13 protein-coding genes are annotated in these 17,844 nt (G+C 64.3%); 9 read left to right on the forward strand and 4 right to left on the reverse strand.

The window, feature by feature from the left end:
* Positions 1-42: 42 nt before the first annotated feature.
* Positions 43-654, reverse strand: coding sequence for a TetR/AcrR family transcriptional regulator (locus tag V7787_RS35820; RefSeq protein WP_064491497.1), 612 nt, complete (start codon positions 652-654; stop codon positions 43-45).
* 109 nt (positions 655-763) lie between these two features.
* Between V7787_RS35820 and V7787_RS35825 the strand changes: the two genes are divergently transcribed.
* The 7 genes from V7787_RS35825 (at position 764) to V7787_RS35855 (ending at position 10,301) form a co-directional block, all read left to right on the forward strand.
* Positions 764-2,557, forward strand: coding sequence for an ABC transporter ATP-binding protein (locus V7787_RS35825; protein WP_104887424.1), 1,794 nt, complete (start codon positions 764-766; stop codon positions 2,555-2,557).
* Positions 2,551-4,308, forward strand: coding sequence for an ABC transporter ATP-binding protein (locus V7787_RS35830; RefSeq protein WP_336092132.1), 1,758 nt, complete (start codon positions 2,551-2,553; stop codon positions 4,306-4,308). The genes V7787_RS35825 and V7787_RS35830 overlap by 7 nt, the downstream gene beginning before the upstream one ends.
* Complete coding sequence (locus tag V7787_RS35835) at positions 4,308-5,249, forward strand: ABC transporter permease (RefSeq protein WP_336092134.1); 942 nt, start codon at positions 4,308-4,310, stop codon at positions 5,247-5,249. Before V7787_RS35830 ends, V7787_RS35835 begins: the two co-directional genes overlap by 1 nt.
* Positions 5,246-6,187 (forward strand): iron chelate uptake ABC transporter family permease subunit, encoded by a 942-nt coding sequence (locus V7787_RS35840; protein ID WP_336092136.1) that lies wholly within the window; start codon positions 5,246-5,248, stop codon positions 6,185-6,187. Before V7787_RS35835 ends, V7787_RS35840 begins: the two co-directional genes overlap by 4 nt.
* Positions 6,184-6,960 (forward strand): iron ABC transporter ATP-binding protein, encoded by a 777-nt coding sequence (locus V7787_RS35845; RefSeq protein WP_064491494.1) that lies wholly within the window; start codon positions 6,184-6,186, stop codon positions 6,958-6,960. Before V7787_RS35840 ends, V7787_RS35845 begins: the two co-directional genes overlap by 4 nt.
* Positions 6,957-7,946: a siderophore ABC transporter substrate-binding protein gene (locus tag V7787_RS35850; RefSeq protein ID WP_336092139.1), complete on the forward strand. Its 990-nt coding sequence runs from the start codon at positions 6,957-6,959 to the stop codon at positions 7,944-7,946. Before V7787_RS35845 ends, V7787_RS35850 begins: the two co-directional genes overlap by 4 nt.
* Positions 7,947-8,063: 117 nt before the next feature.
* Positions 8,064-10,301: a TonB-dependent receptor gene (locus tag V7787_RS35855; protein ID WP_336092141.1), complete on the forward strand. Its 2,238-nt coding sequence runs from the start codon at positions 8,064-8,066 to the stop codon at positions 10,299-10,301.
* Between the two features lie 140 nt (positions 10,302-10,441).
* On the opposite strand, the gene V7787_RS35860 is transcribed toward V7787_RS35855, so the two are convergent.
* The 3 genes from V7787_RS35860 to V7787_RS35870 all read right to left on the reverse strand — a co-directional run bounded on the left by V7787_RS35860 (position 10,442) and on the right by V7787_RS35870 (position 14,398).
* Positions 10,442-11,935, reverse strand: coding sequence for an aldehyde dehydrogenase (locus V7787_RS35860; RefSeq protein WP_336092143.1), 1,494 nt, complete (start codon positions 11,933-11,935; stop codon positions 10,442-10,444).
* A gap of 195 nt (positions 11,936-12,130) precedes the next feature.
* The gene (locus tag V7787_RS35865; RefSeq protein WP_003250846.1) at positions 12,131-13,513 is read right to left on the reverse strand and encodes an aspartate aminotransferase family protein; all 1,383 of its coding nucleotides are present in this window, start codon (positions 13,511-13,513) and stop codon (positions 12,131-12,133) included.
* Between the two features lie 42 nt (positions 13,514-13,555).
* Entirely contained in the window at positions 13,556-14,398 is an 843-nt protein-coding gene (locus tag V7787_RS35870) for a helix-turn-helix transcriptional regulator (RefSeq protein ID WP_010953510.1), read from the reverse strand.
* A 282-nt stretch (positions 14,399-14,680) separates the two neighbouring features.
* On the opposite strand from V7787_RS35870, the gene V7787_RS35875 reads away from it, so the two are divergent.
* Together V7787_RS35875 and V7787_RS35880 are read left to right on the forward strand one after the other, a co-directional pair.
* On the forward strand, positions 14,681-16,063 hold the full coding sequence (locus V7787_RS35875; protein WP_104887420.1) for an APC family permease: 1,383 nt from the start codon (positions 14,681-14,683) through the stop codon (positions 16,061-16,063).
* Between the two features lie 153 nt (positions 16,064-16,216).
* On the forward strand, positions 16,217-17,797 hold the full coding sequence (locus tag V7787_RS35880; protein WP_336092147.1) for an aldehyde dehydrogenase (NADP(+)): 1,581 nt from the start codon (positions 16,217-16,219) through the stop codon (positions 17,795-17,797).
* Positions 17,798-17,844: the final 47 nt, after the last annotated feature.

Below are 17,844 nucleotides of genomic sequence, written 5' to 3' on the forward strand. Positions count from 1 at the left end.
GTTAACCTGGGCAGTAAAAGGCGCACAGCCGTTACATGAGGCTCAACCCCGCTGCTCCAGCATGACCAACGCCCCGACAATCAGCGCCTGCATGCCCTCAAGCAACTCCACTTCCATCTCCGATTCTTCGCCAGCCCGGTCGGCCTCCAGCAGCGGCTCGCGCCCCGACACCGTGTACACCGTATCGGCCACGGCAAAGCCATGGAACGCCACCGTCGACAACAACCAGCGCGCCTGTTCCAGGCTCAGGCCGTAGGCCTGGGCGATGTGCGCCTGGTGGTCATTGATCTTGTCGATCATCGCTTCTGTCGCTGCCAGCCTGCGGATCACATAGGGCGTCAGACCCGGGTGGGCCTTGACGAATGCCTGTACCGACGTGGCAAAGCGCGTCAGGTAGGACTGCAACCCTTCTACACAATTCCCGTCTGCCCTAGGGATCTGCCAGCGCTGAAAGATCTCCTCGGCCACCAGGCACTTGAGTGCTTCGATGTTCGGCACATGCTTGTACAGCGCCATGTGGCTTACGCCCAACGCAGCGGCCACGCCAACGAACGTGAGGTTGGGCAAGCCGATGGCGATGCTCACGTCGGCAATCCGTTCACGGGTGATGGTGCGAGGGCGACCGCGTCCGGGGGTGCGTTGTGGTGGTTGCATCGGTTCCTCCAGGCTTTGTGAAGACAGTCTTGTAGCTGCCTTGTCGGGTTTTCGCAAATTAGTTTATAGTCATGCAACTAATTAATTTGCAGCTTTCCAGGCCCGCTTCATGTCCGATTCATCAACGCCCCTTGACGATGCCGCCCCTTCAACAAACAAAGCCCGCAGCCCGCTCAGCCGTGTGCTTTCCCCCATTCGCGGGCGGCTGGCGCTGTCGGCGGTGCTGGCTGCGGCGGGTTCGATGCTGGCTTTGGTACCGCTGGCAGGCATTGCGCACATCGCACACCTGGCGTTGAGCGAAACCGCCACATCGGGCGCCATTGGCCGGGCCATCGCAGCCAGCATCGCCAGCCTGTTCACTGGCATGACCCTGATCACCGCAGCCGAAATGCTGGCGCACCAGGCCGACAACCACATCACCCATCACCTGCGCGTGGCGATCGGCCAGCGCCTGATGCAAGTGCCGCTCGGCTGGTTCAGCGAGCGGGCATCAAGCGAAGTGAAACGGGCCATGCAGGACGACATCGGCACACTGCACAGCCTGACCGCGCACTTTTTCACCACACTGGGCCGCACCGTGGGCGCCGTGCTGATTTCCGTGGCCTACCTGTTCGCCATGGACTGGCGCCTTGCCGTGGTCGTGCTGCTGCCCTTCCCGGCGTTCTTCCTGTTTCTGCACCGTGCCATCAAGGCCAGCGCAGCGCATATGGGTGATGTGGTTGCGGGCATGGCGCGCATCGACAACGCGGTGGTCGAGTTCGTCAATGGCATGCCGCTGGTCAAAGCATTCGGCGGGCGCGGCAACGCGCAGGACCGCTACCGTGCCGCGGTCGATGCCTTTGCCAACACCTTCACCGGTTTCACCCGCCCACTGGTTGCGGCGATGGCACGGGCCAATGCCTTGATCGCGCCGGTGACGGTAGTGGGTGTGGTGCTGCTGGCAGGCATGGCGTTCGTGGCCCTGGGCTGGATAGAGCCGCTACAGATACTGCCCTTTGCCTTGGTCGCACCTGGGTTGTGCGCGCCGCTACAGTTGTTGCACTACATCACCCACGACCTCAACAACGCGGTAGGGGCGGCCCAGCGGGTGCAGGCCCTGCTGGACACCCCGGTGCTGCCGGCCCCTGCGGTTGGCAGCCTGCCCAACGGCAGCGAACTGCGCGTGGAGCAACTGAGCCATGCCTACGCCCCCGGCAACAACGTGCTCGATGACGTCAGCTTCACCTTGGCCCCCGGCACCACGACCGCCATCGTCGGCCCCTCTGGCGCCGGCAAGTCGACCCTGGCGCGCCTGCTGCTACGGTTTTTCGACCCAGACGCCGGGCGCATCACCCTGGGTGGCGTCGACCTGCGGCAGATCGAGAGCCGCGAACTGTACCGACGCATAGGTTTCGTGCTGCAGGAGGTGCGGCTGATCCATGCAAGCGTGGCCGACAACATCGCCCTGGGCAAACCGGCTGCAACCCGCGAACAAGTCGAAGCGGCTGCGCGCCTGGCCAACATTCACACACGCATCCTGCAACTGCCGCGTGGCTATGACTCAGTGGTGGGCGAAGACGCGCAATTGTCCGGGGGCGAACAGCAGCGCCTGAGCATTGCTCGCGCCGTGCTGCTCGACCCGCCCGTGCTGGTACTGGACGAGGCCACCGCAGCCGCCGACGCCGAGAGCGAGGCGGCGATCCAGGATGCCTTGTCGCGTTTCGCCCGGGGTCGCACCCTACTGGTCATCGCCCACCGGCTGGACACGGTGATGCATGCCGACCAGATCCTGGTGCTGGACCAAGGCGCCCTGTGTGAACAAGGGCGCCACAGCGAATTGCTCACCCGCCAAGGCCTTTATGCACGGCTGTGGGCGCAGGGTGGTTATCAGGACACCGTGAAAAAGGCGCTGCCAGCATGCTGAAAACCTTCGTTCGACTGCTGGGCGAATGCGCCCCGGCCTGGCGCCGTTACCTGCTGATGACCGTGCTGTACGGGGTATTCAGTGGCCTGACCATCAGTACCCTGGCGCCGCTCATGCTGCATCTGCTGAACAGCGAAATACACGCTGCCAGTGCCTGGTTGGTCGTGCTGGCCGCCGGCATGACGCTGTGCTGGGCCTGGCGACGCCAGGTGGAAAAGGCCGGCATAAGCTTGGCGGTAGCGGTGCTGCAAGGCGGCCGCCAGCACATTGGCGCCCAAGTAGCACAGCTGCCACTGGGTTGGTTCACCCCTGACAACACCGCGCGGCTCGGGCATGTGATCACCCAGGGCACGATGGCTGTGGCTCAACTGCCGGCCCATGTGCTCACGCCCTTGATCAGTGGCAGCGTCACGCCGCTGGTGCTGTTGGTAGCACTGTTCATCCTGCAACCGCCGCTGGGGCTTGTCGCCCTGCTAGCGCTGCCGGCGCTGGCTGCAGTGCTGCTGTTCAGCGCACGCCTGGGGCGCAGGGCCGATCACGCCTTTCACCAGCACTTCGCCGCCGCCAGCCAGCGTATGGTGGAGTTCGCCCAGGCACAGTCGGTGCTGCGGGCCTTCAATGGGGAGGGTGGGGGCACACGGTTGCTGGCGCAAAGCCTGGAGCGCCAGCGCAGCAGCGGCATGGGCCTGATCATTCGTGCTTCGCTGTCAGCACTGCTCAACAGTTGGGCCGTGCAGGCAACATTTGCCGCGCTGTTGGTGGCCGCCGGCCTGTGGTTCGGCGATCAGGCGGGTGGCCAAGCGCAGGACGCAGTTGCGGTGATCGTGGCACTGGTGCTGGTGTGCCGCTTCATCGACCCGCTGCAGGACGTGGCCAGCCATGTCGAGATCCTGCGCGGGGCCCATGGCCAGCTGCAGGAAATCGAACGGATCCTGGCAGCCAAGCCGTTGCCAGAACCCGCCTCGCCCCACCGGCCGGCGGGCGGCGCAATCAACCTGCAAGGGGTGAGCTTGCGCTACAACCCCACCGGGCCCGACGTGCTGCAAAACGTGAACCTGCACATCCCGGCAGGCAGCATGACCGCCGTCATCGGCGCCTCGGGCTCAGGCAAGACATCACTGATGCGCCTGATTGCACGGTTCTTCGATACCACCGAAGGCAGTGTGCGCATTGGCGGCGTCGACGTGCGGCAAATGGCCCGCGCCAGCCTGACCGACACAGTCAGCCAAGTACTGCAGGACACCTGGCTGTTCCAGGGCAGCATCGCCGACAACATCCGTATCGGCAAACCCGATGCCAGCGACGCCGAGGTACTGCAAGCGGCACACATGGCCGGCTTGGGACACACCCTCGAACGGCTGCGCGGGGGCCTCGATACGTCCGTGGGCGAAGGTGGTGCGCAGCTTTCCGGTGGCGAACGCCAGCGTGTGACCATTGCCCGTGCGCTGATCAGGCAAGCACCAGTACTGCTGGTGGACGAAGCCACCGCCGCCCTTGATGCCGAGAACCAGGCCGTGATTGCCCAGACGCTGCACAGCCTGCATGGGCGTTGCACCTTGGTGGTCATCGCACACCAGCTCAGCACCGTGGCCATGGCCGACCATATCGTGGTGCTGGACGCCGGGCAGGTTGTCGAGCAAGGCACACCGGCCACACTGCGCGCCAATGGCGGGCACTATGCACGCATGCTCGAACAGCGCCACGCCGCCAACGGCTGGCGCATCGGGGCACCGAGGGTGGAACACGACTGATGCGTGTTGCATGCCTCATCCTGTTCCTGATGTTGTGCGCGGCCTCATTGGCTGTCGGCGTTCGTGAGCTGGCCTGGTCTCAGCTGCTTACCCTGCAAGGCGACGCCTGGCTGACCCTGACCGCAAGCCGCCTGCCACGGCTGGCCGCATTGATACTGGTGGGTGTCGGGCTGGCGGTATGCGGTGTGATCCTGCAGCAGATCGTGCGCAACCGTTTCGTTGAACCCGGCACCACCGGCGGGCTCGATGCCGCGCGCCTGGGCATCCTGCTGTCGCTGGGCCTGGCGCCCGCGGCCGGGGCACTGCTGCGCATGCTGTTGGCACTGGCCGTGTGCTTTGCCGCCAGCCTGCTGTTTGTCGCCCTCATCCGCCGCATACGCGCCCGCAACGCGGTGCTGGTGCCGGTCATCGGCCTGATGTACGGCGGCGTGCTGAGTGCGCTGGCCGAGTTCTACGCCTACCGCTTCAACCTGCTGCAAAGCATGCAGGGCTGGTTACTGGGTGATTTTTCCAAGGTGGTGCAGGGCCGCTACGAAATTCTCTACCTGATTGTACCGATCGTGTTGCTCACCTACCTGTACGCACAGCGCTTCACCGTGCTGGGCATGGGCGAAGGCATGGCCACCAGCCTGGGCCTGAACTACACCACCAACGTGACGGTGGGCCTGCTGCTGGTAGCAGTGACGGTGTCGGCCAGCGTGATCATCGTCGGCGCCATCCCCTTCGTCGGCCTGGTGGTGCCCAACCTGGTCGCCCTGCGCCATGGCGACAACCTGCGCCGCACCCTGCCACTGGTGGCGCTGGGCGGTGCGGCCTTGCTGCTGGTCTGCGACCTGCTCGGGCGGTTGCTGATCTACCCGTTCGAAGTGCCCATCGGCCTGACTGCAGGCGGCCTGGGCGGGCTGATCTTCCTCGGGCTGATCATCTGGAGGCAGCGATGAAAGGCCGACACTGCTTGTGGCTGGCCGTGGTCGCTCTGGCCACGCTGTTCGTGTTCGTCAACGCCGGGGCGGATTTCGCATACCTCATCCCCAAGCGCCTTGTGCGCCTGGCGGCCATGGTGATCGGTGGCGTGTGCGTGGCCTGCTCCGCCATCGCCTTCCAGACCCTTTCCGGCAATCGCATCCTCACCCCGGCGATCATGGGCTACGAAGCCGTTTACCTGCTGCTGCAGGCGCTGCTGGTGCTGGGCATCGGCGTGCAGGGGCTGATCGTGCTCGGCAGTGACGGCAATTTCCTGCTCTCGATGCTACTGATGCTCGGCTACTCCTGGGCCCTGCACCGCTGGCTGTTTCGTGACGGCAAAAACAACGTGTACTTCCTGCTGCTGGTCGGCCTGGTGCTGACCATGGTCATGGCCACGTTCACCCAGTTCGTCCAGCTGAAAGTCAGCCCCGGCGAGTTCTCGATGCTGCTGGGCTACACCCAGGCTTCGTTCAACCGGGCATCGCCGCAGTTGCTGCTGTATTCGGCCGTGCTGGTGGCGGGCGTGTGTGTGCTGCTGGCCCGGGCCGTACCGGTGCTGGACGTGCTGGCACTCGGGCGCGACCAGGCCATTTCACTGGGCGTGGACTACCGGCGCAACGTGCGCCTGCTGCTGGCGCTGATCGCAGCGTTGGTCGCGGTGTCGACCAGCCTGTTGGGGCCCACGGCATTCATGGGCGTGTTCGTCGCCAACATCACCTATGCGATGGCCGGTACCTTCCGCCACCGGGTCACCCTGGCCCTCGGCAGCGCCGTGGCCATTGCCGTGTTCATTGCCGCCCAGTTGCTGGTCGAGCATGTCTTCAACTACAGGACCACCGTCGGCATCCTCGTGAACCTGGTGTGTGGCACCTACTTCCTCGCCCTGATGGTGCGCAACCGGGGAGCCGCATGATTACTGTCCACGACCTGCACAAAACCTATGGCAGCAAAGAGGTGTTGAGCGGGGTAAGCGCCAGCTTCCCGCGCGGGCAGCTGACCTCGCTGATCGGCCCCAATGGCGCCGGCAAGTCCACCTTGCTGATGATGCTGGCCCGGCTGCTGGCGCCTGCCAGCGGTGACATACGCCTGGACGGGCAAAGCATCGACAGCATCGCCATCGGCGACTATGCCCGGCGCGTGGCCACCCTGCGCCAGTCGGTCGACTTCAACCTGCGCCTGACCGTCGACGAACTGGTCGCGTTCGGCCGCTTCCCCTACAGCCGTGGTGCGCTCACCGCTGCAGACCGTCGGGCCATCGACCAGGCCATTGCCTTTCTGTCCCTGGAGCCGCTGCGCCAGGCCTACCTCGATGAACTCAGCGGCGGCCAGCGGCAAATGGCCTTTCTGGCCATGACCATCGCCCAACAGACCGACTATCTGCTGCTGGACGAGCCGTTGAACAACCTCGACATGCGCCACGCCGTGCAGATCATGCGCGCCCTGCGTCGGCTGTGCGACGAGTTCGGCCGCACGGTGATTTTGGTGGTGCACGACATCAACTTTGCCGCCGCCTACTCCGACTGCATCGTCGCCATGCAGGGTGGCCGTGTGCATTGCAGCGGCAGCGTCGAGCAGGTTGTGACCGAGCGACAGCTGCACGCGCTGTACGGGCTGGATTTCGACATCACCCACAGCGCGCGCGGCCGCCTGTGCAACTACTTCAACCCACCCGGAGAACAGCAATGAACCGCAACCACCCCGCCAACGGCTGGCCATTGGCGCTACTGCTAGCCGCCACCCTCGCCCTGCACGGCTGCAACGAGCCCACGGCAGCCACAGCGGCACCGGCGAACACCACGCACCATGGCGACTACACGCCGTTAACCGTACAGCACAAACTGGGCACCACAGTGATCAGTCAACTGCCACAGCGCACGGTGGCTCTGGACATGAACGAAGTGGACTTCCTCGACCAGTTGGGCGTACCCGTGGCGGGCATGCCCAAGGACTTCGTGCCGAACTTTCTTGCACGCTATAAGGATGCCGGGCAAACGGCAGATGTCGGCTCGATCGTGCAGCCCAACCTGGAGCGGGTGCATGCGGCGCGGCCTGACCTGATCCTGATCACCTCGCTGCAGGCCAACCACTATCACGAACTGAGCGAAATGGCGCCGACCCTGCACTTCGATGTGGACTATCGCGACAGCGAAACCGGGCATGTCGCCATGGTCAGGCAGCACCTGCTCAGCCTTGGGCAGGTGTTCGGCAAGCAAGGCTTGGCCCAGCGCAAGGCTGACGCACTGGAGGCCAAGCTGGCCCAGGTGCGCAGCGTCACCCGCGACCGCCCGGAGCGGGCCCTGGTGGTGCTGCACAACAACGGCGCCTTCAGCGCCTTCGGCGTGCAGTCGCGCTACGGCTTCATCTTCAATGACCTGGGCGTCAAGCCGGCCACCACTACCCTGGATACCGGCCTGCATGGCCAGCCGATTTCCAGTGAGTTCATCCAGCAGGCCAACCCCGACATCCTCTATGTGGTGGATCGCACCGCCGTCATGGAGCACCGCCCAATGATGACGGCAGACACCTTGGACAACCCCCTGCTGCGCCAGACCAACGCCTGGAAGCACGGCCGCGTGGTGTTCGTCGACCCGCAGGCCTGGTACGTCACGGCCGCCAGCCCGACCTCACTGGCTTTGATCGCGGATGACGTGATCAGGGGCTATCAGGACTAGGCACTGCCTTTTTGCAAATGCCTGCTACTGCGTTAGCACGTGATTCTCATTTGCCTTACGTCTTCGCTTTTTAAATGCAAAAACACAACCCGCCATCTGTCCCTCTGGAGCCATCGCGTGTCCATCCGTACCTTGCACACACTCTCGTCCCCTGCCCTGGCATTGCCTGCGCTGCCGCGCACCCCGCTGGCACATGCCGTATTCATTGGCCTGGCCCTTGGTAGCTGCACACTGGCGCCAATCGCCGCACACGCCGACGCAGCCAACCCCCACGAGGCCGCTGAAGAAAAAACCGCCGCCCCGGAATTGCCCGCCACCCTGATCGACGCCCAAGCCAGCGCTGCCGATCCACTGCCACCGGTGTATGCCGGCGGCCAGGTGGCCACCGGCGGGCGGGTGGGCCTGCTGGGCAACAAAGACTTCATGGAAACGCCGTTCAGCACCGTCAGCTACACCGACACCTACATTCAGGATCTGCAGGCCCGGGACATCACCGACGTTATCGCCGCCACCGACCCGTCAGTGTTCAGCAACGGCCTGACCGGCACCTACAGCGAGAACTACTCGATCCGCGGCTTCCAGACCAGCGTCAGTGACATGACTATCGATGGCCTGTTCGGCATGGCCCCCTACTACCGCGCCTCACCCGAAATGTACGAACGCATCGAAGTACTCAAAGGCCCGTCGGCGCTGCTTAACGGCATGCCGCCCGGCGGTTCGGTGGGCGGTATTGTCAACCTGATTCCCAAGCGCGCTGGCGACACGCCGCTGACCCGGCTGACCGCCACCTACGCTTCCGATGCCCAGCTTGGCGGCCATGTCGACGTTGGCCGGCGCTTCGGTGAGGGCAACCAGTTTGGCGTGCGCTTCAACGGCATGTACCGCGACGGCGACACTGCCATCGACGATCAACGCCAGCGCAATGTGCTGTCTTCTCTGGCCCTGGACTGGCGTGGCGAACGTGGCAAGCTGTCGCTCGACCTGTTCGATACCGACGACCACATCAGCGGCCAGAACCGCGGCATGGGCCTGGCCGCTGGGGTACCAGTCCCCAAACCGCCAAAAAACGACACACTGCTCAACCCCGACTGGGCTTATGTGGAAACCAAGGACAAGGGCGTCATCCTGCGTGGTGAGTACGAGCTGAACGACCAGTTGCTGGCCTATGGCGCGGTCGGCACCAGCAAGACGGACTATCGCTACAGCGGCGCACTCACAGCAACGGTGAACAACAGCGCCGGTGATTTCACCACCGCGATGGGCCAGTTGCAGATGGAGATCCACAAGACTTCTGCCGAGGTGGGGCTGCGTGGCCATTTCGACACCTTCGGCATCAACCACCAATGGTCGGTCAACGCCACCCAGTACAGCGACACGCAAAAGGACTTCGGCCGCCGCGCCGCCGGCTCGAACTGGACGACCAATATCTACAACCCTGTCTGGGGCCCGAAGGTATCGGAGGCCTGGCCACTGATTGCCCACACGGAAAACGACCTGAAAAGTTATGGCATCGCCGACACCCTGTCGGTGCTGGATGACCGGGTGCAACTAACCCTCGGCGTACGTCGCCAGGAAGTGGTCACCGACACTTACAACACCAATACCGGTGCCCGCAACAAACCAGGCTATGACACCCACGCCACCACCCCTGCCGGGGCCATCCTGTTCAAGCTGACCGATGAGCTGTCGCTGTACGCCAACTACATCGAAGGCCTGAGCAAAGGCGCGGCCGCACCGATCACCGCTGCCAACTATGGCGACGTGTTCGCGCCGTACAAATCAAAACAGAAGGAAATCGGCCTCAAGCTCGACCTGGGCACCTTCAGCCACACCTTGGCGCTGTATGAAATCAAGCGCCCGGGCAGCTATACCGACCCGGTCACCAACATCTTTTCGTTCAGTGGCGAGCAGCGTAATCGGGGCGTGGAATGGAGCTTCTTCGGTGCCCCTCTGCCCGACGTGCGCCTGATGGGGGGCGTGGCTTATGTCGACCCCAAGCTGACCAAGACCGCAGGCGGTGCCAACGATGGCAAGACCGCCACGGCCTACCCCAAGGTGCAGGGCAAGCTGGGCATGGAGTGGGACATCCCCGGCCTGGATGGGCTGACCCTGACCGGCAACGTGACCTCACAGTCCAAGCAATACATCAATGCCGAGAACAGCCTGTCGATTCCGGGTTACACGATCTTCGACGTTGGCGCCCGCTTTGTGACCCAGGTCGCCAACAAGCCGGTCACCTTGCGAGCGAACATCGCCAACCTGGGGGACAAGGACTACTGGGGTGTGCCACTGACCCAGACCCTGGGGTTGGGGGCGCCGCGGACCTATCAGCTTTCGGCTAGCGTGGACTTCTAACCGGGTCCCGCTGCGGCGCCAGATACGGCCTCTTCGCGGGCGCGCCCGCTCCCACAGGTCCAGCACAACCCTCAGACTTGTGCTGAAACCTGGGAGCGGGCATGCCCGCGAAGCAGACGACGCGGTCAATGATCAATACATCAGCCGCGCAACTGGTACCAGGTGGTCTTGAGCTGCGAATACTTGTCGAACGAATGCAGTGACAGATCGCGGCCAAACCCCGACTGCTTGCCCCCACCGAACGGCACCGTCACATCCAGCGCATCGACTGTGTTCACCGATACGGTACCGGCTTTCAACGCCCGGGCTACCCGGTGCACCTGGTTGAAGTCGTCGCTCCACACCGAGGCTGCCAGGCCATAGATGCTGTCGTTGGCCAGGCGCACGGCTTCTTCTTCCGTGTCGAAAGCGCTGACCGCCAGTACCGGGCCGAACACCTCCTCGCGCGCCAGGCTCATGCGGCCCTCGACACCGGCAAAAATGGTCGGCTCGATGTAGTTGTCCGAACCTTCGATGGTCAGGCGTCGGCCGCCACACACCAATCGCGCGCCCTCTTGCCCGGCACGCACGATGGCGGCCTCGATGCGGCCGGTCTGCCCGGCATCGACAATGGCCCCGGCGCGGCTCGCCGGATCCAGCGGGTTACCGGGCAGCCACTGGCGAGCCTTGGCCTGCAGGCGCTCGATGAACTCATCGTGGATGGCACGCTGCACGTACAGCCGCGAGTTGGCCGAACACACCTCGCCCTGGTTGAAGAAAATGCCGAAGGCGGCCTTTTCCGCAGCCAGGTCCAGGTCCTGGCAGTTGTCGAACACCAGGTTTGGGCTCTTGCCGCCGCACTCCAGCCACACTTGCTTGAGGTTGGACTGCGCCGAGTACTGCATGAAGTACTTGCCCACCTGGGTGGAGCCGGTGAATACCAGGCAGTCCACATCCGGGTGCAGGCCCAGCGCCTGCCCGGCCTGCTCGCCCAGGCCCGGCACCACGTTCAGTACGCCTTCCGGCACACCGGCTTCCAGCGCCAGTTGGGCCAGGCGCAGGGCCGAGAACGGTGATTGTTCGGCGGGCTTGAGTACCACGCTGTTACCGGCAGCCAGCGCCGGGGCCAGCTTCCAGGCGGCCATGTCGAGCGGGAAGTTCCATGGCACCACGGCAGCGACCACGCCGAGGGCTTCGCGGGTGATGGTGGCCAGCGCATTGGCAGCAGTGGGCGCCACCTGGTCATACAGCTTGTCCAGCGCTTCGCCGTACCAGCCGAACACATGTGCCGAGCCCGGCACGTCGATGTTGTAGGCATCCATCACCGGCTTGCCCATGTTCAGCGAGTCCAGCAATGCCAGTTCTTCACGATGGGCCATGATCAGCTCGGCCAGGCGCAGCAGCACTTTCTTGCGCTCGCCCGGCGCCATGCGCGGCCAGGGGCCTTGCTCGAAGGCTCGACGGGCGCTGGCGACAGCCAGGTCGACCTCGGCATGGCCGCAGGCGGCAACCTGTGCCATTACGTTGTTGGTGGCGGGGTTGATGGCTGCGAACGTGGCGCCATCCTGTGCGTTGACGGGTTTGCCGTCGATCAGTGCATGGGCCGGAAGGTAGAGGTCCGAGGCGCGTTGTTGCCAGAATTCGAGAGTGTACATTTGTACTCCAGACGACCGTCGTGGCGGTCCTTCTTGCGCAAGTAACAGGTACCACACAGTCCGCAAGCACGCCGCACTCCCTCTGTGGGAGCGGGCATGCCCGCGAATCAGGCGACACGGTGGATGGCACCGGCTTCGCCGGTGTTCGCGGGCGTGCCCGCTCCCACAGGGAAGCGCGTTGCCCTTGTCAGCGGCTTAGAGCTTGCCGACCAGCCGCGCCGTGCGGTCTACGGCTATCCGGGTCTTCTCCACCAGCTCATCCAACTCGCTGTGGTTGGCGATCAAGGCCGGCGCCATGATCATCCGGCCCAGGGTCGAGCGAATGATCACCCCTTCCTCGAAACCAAAGGTGCGGCACTGCCAGGCCAGGTCGTTCTCGTTGGCAAAGCGCTTGCGCGTCGGCTTGTGCTCGGCGAACTGCAGCGCCGCCACCAGCCCGGCCCCTTGCACCTGGCCGATCAATGGGTGGTCGGCAAACACTTCCCGCAGGATGCGCTGCAGGTACGGCCCCGTGTCGTCCTTCACCTGGCGCACGATGCCTTCGTCACGCAGCGCCTTCAGGTTGGCGATGGCCACTGCCGCCGCCACCGGGTGGCCGGAATAGGTCAGGCCGTGGGCAAACACCCCGCCGCGTTCCACCAACGCCTCGGCAATGCGCTTGCTCAGCACCAGGCCGCCCATGGGCACATAGCCGCTGGTCAGGCCCTTGGCGATCGACAGGGTGTCGGGCTCGAAGCCGAAGTATTCATGGGCGAACCATTCGCCGGTGCGGCCAAAGCCACCGATCACCTCATCGGCGCACAGCAGTACGTCGTACTGGCGGCAGATACGCTGGATTTCCGGCCAGTAGCTTTCCGGCGGGAAGATCATGCCGCCTGCCCCCTGGAAGGGTTCGGCAATGAAGCCGGCAACGTTCTCGGCGCCCAGTTCGAGGATCTTTTCCTCCAGCTGCAAGGCGCAGCGGCGGCCGAACTCTGCCGGGGTCAGTTCACCGCCCTCGGCGTACCAGTAGGGTTCGTCGATGTGTGCCACATCCGGAATCAACCCACCCATGTCGTGCATGAACTTCATCCCGCCCAGCGCCGTGGCCGCCAGGGTCGAGCCGTGGTAGCCGTTCCAGCGGCCGATCATGATTTTCTTGCCTGGCTGGCCAACCACCTGCCAGTAGCGGCGCACGGTGCGGATCAGTACCTCGTTGGCCTCGGAGCCGGAGTTGGTATAGATCGCGTGGCTGTAGTGCCCCGGCAGCAGGCTGAACAGCAGTTCGGACAGTTCGATCACCGCCGGGTGGGTGGTGTGGAAGAACATGTTGTAGTAGGCCAGCTGATCCATCTGCGTGGCTGCGGCGGCCGTCAGGTCACGACGGCCATAACCGAGCTGGGTGCACCACAGGCCGGACATGCCATCCAGGTAACGCTTGCCCTCGCTGTCCCACAGGTGCAGGCGTTCGCCACCGACGATCACCCGCGGCCCTTCGGCGTTCAGCGCCTTCTGGTCGAGGAAGGCATGAATGTGGTGGGCGGCATCGGCTGCCTGGTAGTCACGGGTCTGGCGTTGCGGGGCGAAAGGCGCGTTCATTGTTGGTTTTCCTTTGCGGTGGGGTTGCAGGGCAGCTGGCGTTCAGCGCAGCTTGCCCATGTAGCTTTCCAGCGGGTCCTTGCCCAGCACGCCCTGGGCATTGGCCAGTGCATCGATGAACAGGGAGAACAGTTCGGACTGGGTGCCGATGTCGAGCTTGGCGTAGACGTTCTTGCGGTGCGACTTGATGGTGTCCTCCGACACTCCCAGCCGCTCGGCCAGCGACTTGGTCGAGTGGCCACGCAGGATCAGCTGGGCGATACGGCATTCACGCTCGGTCAGCAGCGAGCTGCCGAAATTGTTCAGCGCGGCATGAATACGTTGCTCGAGGATGTTCTCGAAGCGCCCTGCGCGGCTGTCCAGCCCGGCAAAATGCTTGCCGAGTACCGCCAGCACCCAAGGCGTGATGAGCCCGAACCGGGTACGGCTTTGTCCATCCAGCTTGTCGGTGAAGGCCAGCGACACCGCCAGGCTTTGCCCGGGCGCCACCTGCAGGATGTAGTTGAGTTCATCCTCCAGGTGCGAGTGGCGGTAGAACGATTGGTAGTACTCGCTGACCTCGAAGTGGTCGGGTGCCACTTCGAACAGGCCGTAACAACCGGATTCGACCTGTTCCACACAAGCACCGTAGAACGGGTCGAGCAGGTAGAAGCCCGACAGGTAGCGGCTGACATTGCCCTCGGGCTGCCAGGGCGCCTTGTCATCCTGCTCGAACAGCGCACAGGGCATGCCATCGTGCGGGTACAGGTACACCGTGGTCGCCTGGATCGGCCGGATCACACCCAGTGCAGCAAACAGGCTGGCGGCAAAGCCCGGCCGGCCGATCGCCTCGGTGACCTTGGCCTGGTGCTCGAACCATTGTTCTGAAAGCAATTGATTGGTCACTGTAAGCCTGCCGTTTCTTTTCAGTGGCACCGCCGCCAGTGCGGTGCGTCGTTGAGCAGATACTCCCACGGCGCTGCAGGCACCGGAATCACCCTTTGGGGTGAGCCGGGCAAGGGCTGTGTCCGCTCACCCCAAAGGGTGATTCCGGGTGCCTGCAGGGTGTGGGAGCATCAACCCGCCCCAGCGCTGCGAGCTTTCCGCTCGACCTCCTTGCACAACACCTGACGGTCGCGAGCCTGCTCGCCTGCCGCGGTGTCCTGCATCCCTTTTCAGGAGTTAGCAATGCATACAACAACAAGTACAGCCCATAGCCCCGCCCCGCATGCACCCTCGCAACCCGGCACCAGCACCGGCCGCTTCCGCAAGTCCATGAGCATGACCGCCCTGGTGCTGTTTGGCCTGGCCTACATGGTGCCCCTGGCCGTATTCACCACCTACGGACTGGTCACCCAGATGACCAAAGGGCACCTGCCCACCGCATACCTGCTCACGCTCGCCGCCATGCTGCTGACCGCCTACAGTTACGGCCGCATGGTCCAGGCCCACCCCTACTCCGGCTCGGTCTACACCTACACGCGCAAGGCCTTCGGCAGCCATATCGGCTTCATCACCGGTTGGACACTGCTGCTCGACTACATCTTTCTGCCGCTGCTCAGCTACCTGCTGATCGGCATCTACATGTCGGAATACTTCCCGACCATCCATGCCTGGGTGTGGGTAGCGGGTTCCATTGCCCTGGTCACCTTCCTCAACCTGATTGGCATCGAGTCGATCACCCGGGTTAACTGGATCCTGGTGGTGGTGCAACTGGTGTTCATCATCGTCTTCGTCGCCCTGTCCATTCTCAAGCTCAGCGGACAGGCGGAGCCGGTGTCGCTGCTGGCCCCCTTGCACCACGATGGCTTCAGCGTGCCGTTGATCATGACCGGCGCCGCCGTGCTGTGCCTGTCGTTCCTCGGCTTCGATGCGGTGTCGACCATGGCTGAGGAAACCAGTAACCCGACCTACCGCATTCCCGTGGCGATTCTGGCGGTGTCGTTGATCGGCGGTCTGCTGTTTCTGGTGGTGTCTTATTGCGCGCAGATGGTGTTTCCCGACTGGGGCAGCTTCGCCGACCCGGATTCGGCGTCGGTGGACGTGATGCGCCGGGTGGGCGGCGAGCTGCTGGTAACCGCCTTCACCGCTACCTACGTGGCGGGCTGCTTCGCCTCGGCCATGGTGTCCCAGGCCAGTGTGTCGCGCGTACTGTTCGCCATGGGCCGCGACGGCGCATTGCCGCGGGCATTCGGCCAGCTGGTGACGAAAAAGCGCGTGCCGGCCACTGCCATCCTGGTGGTCAGCCTGCTGTCGCTGATCGCTCTGGTGATCACCCTGGATACCGTGGCGAACATGATCAGCTTTGGCGCACTGTTCGCCTTTTCGGCGGTGAACCTGGCGGTGGTCAAGCACTACCTGGTTGATCAGAAACTGCGCGGTTGCCGCAACTACCTGCTGTACGGCGCCATTCCCGGCCTGGGCTTTCTCAGCACGTTGTGGCTATGGAGCAGCCTGACCAGCCTGTCGTTCACCATCGGCCTGTGCTGGATGGGCCTGGGCCTGTTGGTGCTACTGGGGCTGACCCGGGCGTTGCGCGTGAAGCTGCCAGAGTTGCAGATGGCCGAGTGAGCCCTGACGCCTTGCATGACCGCTCCTGCAAGGCATCGCGAGAACCCGGGTGATAACTGCTCGTTATCACCCGATCCGTATTAATCATTATTCAGCCCGCCGTTCGCCCCCTACAGTCCTGACCAACGATTGTCATTGCCAACGGGAAACGAAATGTCCATCGAACACCGCCTGAACCACATCGCCGGCCAGCTCAGTGGCCAGGGTGACGTGCTGCTGCACAGCCTCGACGCCCACACCGGTGAAACACTGCCCTACGCCTTCCACCAGGCGACTGGCGATGAAGTCGAGGCCGCCGCCCAGGCCGCCGAGGTGGCCTACCCGAGCTACCGCAGCACCCGCCCGGACCAGCGCGCCGCTTTTCTCGACGCGATCGCCAGCGAACTGGACGCGTTGGGTGATGACTTCATCCAGGACGTGATGCGCGAAACCGCACTGCCTGAAGCACGCATCCGCGGCGAACGCAGCCGCACCAGCAACCAGCTGCGCCTGTTTGCCGAAGTGGTACGGCGTGGCGACTTCTACGCTGCACGCATCGACCGCGCCCTGCCCCAGCGCACCCCGCTGCCGCGCCCGGACCTGCGCCAGTACCGCATCGGCGTGGGCCCGGTGGCCGTGTTCGGCGCCAGCAACTTCCCACTGGCCTTCTCCACCGCTGGCGGTGACACCGCTTCGGCGCTGGCCGCCGGCTGTCCGGTGGTGTTCAAGGCACACAGCGGGCACATGCTCACTGCGGCCCATGTGGCCGCGGCCATCGACCGTGCAGTGACCAGCAGCGGTATGCCGGCAGGCGTTTTCAACATGATCTACGGTGCCGGTGTGGGCGAAGCACTGGTCAAGCACCCAGCCATTCAGGCAGTCGGCTTTACCGGCTCGCTGCGCGGTGGCCGCGCCCTGTGCGACATGGCCGCAGCGCGCCCGCAGCCGATCCCTGTGTTCGCCGAAATGAGCAGTATCAACCCGGTGATCGTGCTGCCGCAGGCTCTGCAGGCTCGCGGTGAACAGGTGGCGACCGAGCTGGCCGCCTCGGTGGTGCTGGGCTGCGGGCAGTTCTGCACCAACCCGGGCCTGGTGGTGGGTATCCGCTCGCCGCACTTCGAGCATTTCCTGCAAACGCTGGTGGCACGCATGGCCGACCAGAGCCCGCAGACCATGCTCAACGCTGGCACCCTGCGCAGCTACCAGAACGCTGTGCAGCACCTGCTGGCGCACCCGGGTATCCAGCATCTGGCCGGCCAACCGCAAACCGGTAAACAGGCTCAGCCGCAGTTGTTCAAGGCCGACGTGAGCCTGCTGCTCAATGGCGACCCGCTGTTGCAGGAAGAAGTGTTCGGCCCTAGCACCGTGGTGGTTGAAGTGGCCGATGCCCAGCAATTGGCCGAAGCATTGCGTCACCTGCAAGGTCAGCTGACTGCCACCCTGATTGCCGAACCTGACGACTTGCGCGCCTTTGCCTCACTGGTGCCGTTGCTCGAACGCAAGGCCGGGCGCTTGCTGCTCAATGGCTACCCGACCGGCGTGGAGGTTTCCGATGCCATGGTGCATGGCGGCCCCTACCCGGCCACCTCCGACGCCCGCGGCACTTCGGTCGGCACCTTGGCCATCGACCGCTTCCTGCGCCCGGTGTGCTTCCAGAACTACCCGGACGCACTGCTGCCGGATGCGTTGAAAAACGCTAACCCGCTGGGGATTGCCCGGTTGCTGGAGGGTGTGAGCAGCCGCGAGGCGGTGTGATCTTTCATGGCTGCAACCCGTGCCGGCCTCTTCGCGGCTCTAGCCGC

The sequence above is a fragment of the Pseudomonas sp. CGJS7 genome (genome assembly GCF_036961695.1).